This window comes from Vibrio sp. 10N.222.48.A3 (genome assembly GCF_041475345.1).
Taxonomy (GTDB): domain Bacteria; phylum Pseudomonadota; class Gammaproteobacteria; order Enterobacterales; family Vibrionaceae; genus Vibrio; species Vibrio tasmaniensis_A.
Genome location: NZ_JBFRVX010000399.1, coordinates 1 through 5,009 on the forward strand (window position 1 = coordinate 1; position 5,009 = coordinate 5,009).

The following is a 5,009-nucleotide window of genomic DNA, read 5'->3' on the forward strand; positions in this document are numbered from 1 at the left end:
GTTAATGAGAATACGTATGACTCTCTTGTTTATGATTCATACACAGTATTGATCGAAGGAAATTATTTTTATAAGATCAAGTTAACAAAAAAATTATTTTCATATAGAAATAAAATAAAAGCCTACGATTGCAGGCTTTGGGTAGAAATGAGTTTTAGCTTATTAAGTTGTCATAAGTGGCATGACAACTTCTGCTGTTTCCAAAACGGACTCTGAGTATTCTGGATAAATGTCGAGCAAGGTATTAACCAATACGTCAACGAGCAACAGAGCACCAACTTTAGAAGAAAACGCGCCTCCAGTCAGTGGGCCTTCAGGCCTTGCTGCCACTAACATTTCAGTAGATATGGCAGACAAAGGGCTGTGACTAATGTTCGTTAAGGAGACGACAGGAACTCCGCGCTTATACGCTTGCGTCGCCGCGTGGACTACCTCTTTGGTCGAACCGGAACTGGACACAGATATCCACAAATCACCTTCAGTACAACGAACTGCATTCATTGCGGCAAGGTGAGTGTCCTCATACATAGTGACTTTTTTACCAATTCTTAACAAACGAAAAGAAAGATATCGCCCTACAATACTCGATGCACCAACGCCAACACAGCTGATAAAACTAGAGTTATGAACAAGCGTACAGATCCTCTCTAACGATTTTCTGTCAATTAGCTTGGCGGTATCATTCAAACTTGCTACCGCATTCTGAGCGGAAACGTCGCAAATATCGCCTTCAATTTCTGGCGCATTTTGGCTAGCCGTTTGGCTTAAATCGATAGCCAACCCCATACGGAAGTCGGAATACCCTTTATATCCCATATCACGACACAGACGGACTACTGTCGCTTCACTGGTTTGAGTATTTTTGGCAAGTTCCGTGATTGTTTGAAATTGCACATCGTGTGCATTTTCAATAATGTAATTAGCCACAATAGTGAGTTTTTTACTCAAGGGTTCTATATTTGAACGCATTCTGACTAATAAATTTTTAGGCGTATTCACATTGGCCCCTTTAAATACTTAATGCTTGATCCAAAATAACAGACTCCATAAAACAATGACATAGCCCCCCACCTTAAAGCGCATTATAAGGGGGATTCCCCCCCTTTTATTGTTACAAGAAGTCAGCGTCTCGCATTTTTGCTACAACATCGGCTTTTTGTACTGCCGTTAACGGGCGAATTGGGGAGCGAGGATTACCGGCATCAATACCATGCAATTCCATCGCGGCTTTACCCGCTGCTACGCCGCCGTATTCTACCAACACACGAATAAGCGCAATTACTTTGTCCATTAACGCTGCGACTTGAACTTGATCGCCCTTGTTAAATGCTTCAATGATCTTCAAGTAAAGTGGTGCAGCGTAGTTATAAGTACTACCGACAGCACTCACAGCCCCAACAGCCAAACCAGCGGGCAAAAACTCATCAACACCAAACGGGATATCAAACTTACCATTGGCTACACGTACACAACGTTGATATTCATACAAATCGACGTTGTTAAATTTTGCACCCGATAAGTTAGGAATACGATCATCGGCTTGAATTAGAAACTGTTCCAAATCGACATTTACGCCAGACATACCAGAGTGGTAATAATAAAATCCTTTTGAAGGCGCGGCGGCCGCAACTTGCGCACAGTATTCGACCAAATCTTCAACATTGCCTGGTTTAAAGAAACACGGACCAATAGCCGATGTCGCGAGAATATCCAAACCCTCTGCGTGGCGAGTAAGCTCTAACGTATCAATAATACTTAGCGCACCAGTATGAATAATGAGATCTAATTTACCAGCAGCAGCCTTAACCCAATGCTGCGCGATTGCTTTACGTTCTTCAACCGAGCAATGAATCCCCTCACCCGTTGTTCCACACACGTAAGCGCCCGTTACTCCTTGATCAACTAACAGTTCTGCAATTTGGTCAATCGCACCAAAATTGACTCTGTTAGCGGCATCAAACGGTGTGTGTGGCGCTGCAATTAGTCCAGATAACTTTTTCATCTTCTTACCTTAATTTTATTGTCTTAAATATGGAATAAACCGGAACCCATTCCATCTACTTAGTCGTTTATTTAATCTGCGGCTACTTTCCGTAATCAAGCATCAATTCTGGAAGAAAAAGCGTGAATTGAGGGAATACCGCAATAAGTGCCAGCACGATAAATAATGGCACCAAAAGTGGAATGACCCCTTTGGTCAAGGTATGGAACGGAATGTCTCCAACCTTCGAAACCACATACAAAGCCATGCCCATTGGCGGAGTTAAAATACCAATCATTAAGTTCAAAATAGCCATTACACCGAAGTGAACCGGATCAATACCCACAGCCGCGGCAACAGGTACAAGGAACGGAACCAATAAAAGAAGCAAGGCTAGCGATTCGATAAATGTACCCAAAAACAGGAGCAGTAAGTTAATCAGTAGCAAGAGTACAAGCGGGTTATCACTGATTGTTAAGAAATAGTCAGCCATCATTTGAGGCAATTGTTCTCGAGCCACAATCCAACCAAATACCGTTACCCCCATGACCATCAACGCGACAACGGCAGTGGTATTAACGGTTTCTTTTAAAATACCGACAAAGCTTGTAAGCGTAACTTGACGGTAAACCACAACACCTAAGAACAAAGCGTATAAAGAAGAAACAACGGCCGCTTCTGTTGGAGTGAATTTCCCGGAGAAAATGCCACCAATAATGATAACTGGCGTCAACAAAGACAAGAAAGCTTCTTTTAGTGATTTAAATCGCTCACCACGAGTCGCTTTAGGTAAGGTCATGTAGCCACGTTTCTTACAGATGAAATAGCTCATTACCATTAATGAGGCTGCACACATCAATCCAGGGATGGCTCCCGCCAAAAACAAAGCACCGATCGATGTATTTGAAACCACACCATAAATGACAAGCGGCACAGAAGGTGGAACCAAAGGACCAATAATGCAAGAAGCGGCGGTTAATCCACCAGCAAAGTCATCATCATACTTTGCATCTCGCATTGATTTGATTTCAAGTTGCCCAAGGCCACCCGCATCCGCAAGCGCCGATCCAGACATGCCAGAGAAAAGTAAACTTGCCATAATATTTACATGGCCCAAGCTACCGGTAATGTGCCCGACCATGGATTTAGCAAAGTTAAAAATACGTTCTGTAATACCAGCACTGTTCATTAAGTGCCCAGTTAATACAAAAAACGGAACCGACAACAAAGTGAAGTTGTTGATGCCACCCAGCATTTGCTGAGCCGCGAAGTTAATTCCGGTACTTTGAGTCAATACCAAAAATACGAGTGCAACGAAAATAAGTGAAAAACCGACGGGCATCCCTGCAAACAGAAGTGCTAACCAGCCAAAAATTGAACCTGCCATAATGACTCCTACCTAACGACTGTTTGAGATGATTGTTCAGATGACTTAGCTGTACTTACACGAAACTCACCGACTAACTGAACCATTTTTTCCAGTTGACGTGCCACCATAAACAGCCCCGCAAGTGGTAAACTGTAATTCATCCACTTACTCGAAATTTCTAACGTGATCAGTTCAAAAAAAGCGGTACGTTGAACGTGCTGGTAGCCTAAATAAATGATGGCAAAAATAGACACGAGTACAGCTAACTCCAAAGTAAACGCTAACGAAAAGCGTATTTTGTTGGGTAATTTATCTGAGAAAAAAGTAATTTTGACGTGCGAGCCCGTTTTGATGGCCATCGCACAACCAATTAACGACATATACATAAAAAGAACTCGTGCGAGCTCTTCACTCCAAAGCGAAGGATCATTCAATAACCAACGGGTTCCGATCTGCCAAGTCAGTACTAGGAGCAGAATGGCCATTAAAGGCACGGTGATGATCTCTTCGATATTATCAATAATCTTACGTAACATTTTTTAGCTCCAAGGCTGGCCTCTAATGGCCAGCCAAGCTTATTTACTACCAATAGACGATGGCTTACATGCTCGCCAGTTTTTTCACAATTGGCTGACCAATTTTGTCTTCAAACTTCGTGTATAGCGGCTCCATCGCTTGACGGAAAGGAGCAAGGTCGGGGTAAGTAACATTCACGCCTTGAGACTCAAAGAAAGCAACTAACTCAGCTTCTTGTTTTTTCACTGAAGCAGTATGAACAGCGCCCGCTTTCGCTACCGCGGCAGTCACGATCTTACGATCAGCCTCGGACAGTTTTTGCCAAGTTGTCTCAGAAATGATCACCATTTGATCGTTCACAATGTGGTTTGTGATCGCGAGGTTCTTCTGAACTTCATAGAACTTCATTGTTTTAATGGTCGGCAATGGGTTTTCTTGGCCATCAACGGCGTTGGTTTGCAGTGCTAGGTACACTTCAGAAAACGCCATTGGTGTCGGGGATGCACCAGACAGTTTTGCGTAGTTTAAGTTTGGTTTAGCGTTTGGAACACGAAGCTTCAAGCCTTTAAAGTCTGAGATTGATTCAAGAGGGCGGTTAGACGTTGTTTCACGTGTTCCGTTGTACCAAGTATCTAGCGCTCGCCAATTGAACTTAGTCAACATTTCCTCACGGATGCCTTGGCCAAAATCAGATTCGAACATACGGCGTAGATGCTCATAGTCTTTCGCAACGTATGGCAATGTTACGGCTTCTGCGCGAGGAATCCAAAGACCCATACGACCAAATTCTGCGTAAGTGATATCCAAATCACCTAGGCTTAGCTGTTGTAACATTGCGCGGTCATCACCTAACTGTGCGCTTGGAAAAAGTGACAGTTTGATGTCCCCGTTACTCATCTCGTCAATGGTATCCGCAAGCAGTTTCGCAGAAGTGTATTCCACAGAGCCTACTGAGGCTTGCATCCCCATTTTAAGCGTTGTAGCCGCTTGTGTAGAAACAGCAAATCCGAGAGTCAGCATAGCAATAGTGATTTTGTTCATGGCTTTCATATTATTCCCTTATATTGGTTTTCGGTCTGATTTCACCACTTTCAAAAAAAATTTTTATTTTGTTTGAAAAAAATCTTCGTTATGGATTATTAT

5 protein-coding genes are annotated in these 5,009 nt (G+C 42.9%); all 5 read right to left on the bottom strand.

What is annotated here, in order from left to right; genetic code table 11:
- Positions 1-162 precede the first annotated feature (162 nt).
- The 5 genes from AB4653_RS12445 to AB4653_RS12465 all read right to left on the bottom strand — a co-directional run bounded on the left by AB4653_RS12445 (position 163) and on the right by AB4653_RS12465 (position 4,916).
- Entirely contained in the window at positions 163-999 is an 837-nt protein-coding gene (locus tag AB4653_RS12445; RefSeq protein ID WP_102257793.1) for a MurR/RpiR family transcriptional regulator, read from the bottom strand.
- Between the two features lie 112 nt (positions 1,000-1,111).
- Positions 1,112-2,002, bottom strand: a complete 891-nt coding sequence (locus tag AB4653_RS12450) for a dihydrodipicolinate synthase family protein (RefSeq protein WP_102257792.1) — start codon at positions 2,000-2,002, stop codon at positions 1,112-1,114.
- Between the two features lie 82 nt (positions 2,003-2,084).
- Complete coding sequence (locus tag AB4653_RS12455) at positions 2,085-3,368, bottom strand: TRAP transporter large permease (protein ID WP_009847244.1); 1,284 nt, start codon at positions 3,366-3,368, stop codon at positions 2,085-2,087.
- A gap of 8 nt (positions 3,369-3,376) precedes the next feature.
- The gene (locus AB4653_RS12460; protein WP_009847245.1) at positions 3,377-3,886 is read right to left on the bottom strand and encodes a TRAP transporter small permease; all 510 of its coding nucleotides are present in this window, start codon (positions 3,884-3,886) and stop codon (positions 3,377-3,379) included.
- Positions 3,887-3,950: 64 nt separating this feature from the next.
- Positions 3,951-4,916, bottom strand: coding sequence for a sialic acid TRAP transporter substrate-binding protein SiaP (locus tag AB4653_RS12465; RefSeq protein WP_102257791.1), 966 nt, complete (start codon positions 4,914-4,916; stop codon positions 3,951-3,953).
- Positions 4,917-5,009 lie beyond the last annotated feature (93 nt).

What these genes read in the sequence shown, in the direction of transcription:
- AB4653_RS12450 (WP_102257792.1), bottom strand. Translation starts at nt 2,002, where the DNA reads ATGAAAAAGTTATCTGGACTAATTGCAGCGCCACACACACCGTTTGAT.
- AB4653_RS12455 (WP_009847244.1), bottom strand. Translation starts at nt 3,368, where the DNA reads ATGGCAGGTTCAATTTTTGGCTGGTTAGCACTTCTGTTTGCAGGGATG.
- AB4653_RS12460 (WP_009847245.1), bottom strand. Translation starts at nt 3,886, where the DNA reads ATGTTACGTAAGATTATTGATAATATCGAAGAGATCATCACCGTGCCT.
- AB4653_RS12465 (WP_102257791.1), bottom strand. Translation starts at nt 4,916, where the DNA reads ATGAAAGCCATGAACAAAATCACTATTGCTATGCTGACTCTCGGATTT.